At 70.8% G+C, this 1,507-nt stretch carries 3 protein-coding genes; all 3 read left to right on the top strand.

Going from position 1 to position 1,507, the window contains the following annotated elements; genetic code table 11:
* On the top strand, positions 1–742 hold a 742-nt coding region (locus ABZ656_RS57870; protein WP_360280795.1), incomplete at its 5' end, for a hypothetical protein.
* Positions 739–1,128 carry a hypothetical protein gene (locus ABZ656_RS57875; RefSeq protein WP_360280798.1) on the top strand — a complete coding sequence of 130 codons (390 nt, stop codon included), beginning with the start codon at positions 739–741 and terminating at the stop codon, positions 1,126–1,128. The genes ABZ656_RS57870 and ABZ656_RS57875, both read left to right, overlap by 4 nt.
* Positions 1,091–1,447: a hypothetical protein gene (locus ABZ656_RS57880; protein ID WP_360280801.1), complete on the top strand. Its 357-nt coding sequence runs from the start codon at positions 1,091–1,093 to the stop codon at positions 1,445–1,447. Before ABZ656_RS57875 ends, ABZ656_RS57880 begins: the two co-directional genes overlap by 38 nt.
* Positions 1,448–1,507: the final 60 nt, after the last annotated feature.

Here is a 1,507-nt window from a genome sequence, read left to right on the forward strand (position 1 = left end):
CCTGACCGGTGACAGCCGCTATCTGAACACCGCCCGTGCCGACGCGGACTACATGGCGCAGTACTGGGACTCGACGTGCGGGGGTGGGGTGTGGGCTCGAACCGCGCCAGCCGCCCCAACTCCCCTTCACCCTCTGCGAGATCAGGAGAACTCCAGCATGCCCTGGCTGCCCGTCAACGTAGAACGCCTCGCCCTGTTCGGCACCCTGCTGAGCGTCTTCGGCGAGTTGCATCCCGCCTGTGACCACTGGGTCCAGGGCTCGAAAACGGCGTCGCGGAAGCGGCTGTACGGCGAGGACCTGGTCCACGCCGACGGCACCCCCGCCGACCCGGACTCCACCCGCCCGACCATGACCACCAGCGCCCTCGGCCGACGTGCGGTGGCCTGCCATGTGGCGTCCTACACCGCCGTCCAGGTCGGGGCCACCGTCGCAATCACCCGCGCGTTCGGCTACCGAGTCACCCCCGGCGCGCTGCTCGCCGGCGCGGCCATCAACGCCGGAACGCATGCTGCGATCGACCGCGGCGCCTCACTGCTCTGGATCGCGAAGAAGACCGGCAAGACCGGCTACATCGAGCACTGCCAGGCGGCCCGCCTCGACGACGAAGGCGAGGTCACCAGGGAAATCACGGGGCCGGGCAGTGCATGGATGGAGCTGGACGCGGCCCTGCACCGCGCCATCGGCGTCGGCGCCGCCGCCGTCACCACATGGCTCACCACCCGCCCCGGCCGACACCGGTGACCACGCCGCCTCGTACCCGCCTGGAGCGCGTCCGCGCCTCCGCCGGGATCGTCAAGCTCGCGCTCCAGCAGATCGAGGACGAACTGGCCGGACCGGCCGTCGCCGACGTCCTCGCCGAAGTCCTGCGTGAGCTGTTCGACGAGGCCGCCCCGCAGGACGGCGTGCTCGGCTCACTGGGCCAGCTGCTGACCGTCGCCTCGCAGGCCGCCGCGCTTACGCCGATCGACACGGACGACTCCGAGTCTGCCGCCTGCGCGATCGAAGAAGCCGCGGCCTTCGTCACCGACTCCGCCGGGATGCGCCTGCACCTGGCCACCTCCACCCTCCAACCGCAAGGAGAGATCCATCATGAGCGAGTACACGCCCGTGGACATCACGCCGCCTGAGCTGCGGCCGTCGGCGCTGGCCCACCACGTGCCCGACTGGGCAGAGGCGGCGCCCACACCGGCCGACGTGCACGACTGGGAACAGCGCCAGGCGTCCGCGCTCGTCCCGTTCGAACTCGATGACCGAGGCTGGCCGCTGCACCCGCAGGGCCGCACCGGCCGTACCGGCCGCAACTTGGGTCGATGGGGCGAGAACCAGGCCGCAGACCCGATCGTCGTCGCGGGCACCGGCGACCAGCGCCGGGTGCTGCTGATCACCCGGGACGACATCCACGTGGAGGCGATAACTGGAGTACGGGCGGGTTCCCTGAGGGGCTGACCGGCGCGTCGTTCCATTTCAGCTGGCAGGAGACTCGATGGGCTCCTACATCGGCCTCTC

This window comes from Streptomyces sp. NPDC007095 (genome assembly GCF_040634475.1).
Classification (GTDB): domain Bacteria; phylum Actinomycetota; class Actinomycetes; order Streptomycetales; family Streptomycetaceae; genus Streptomyces.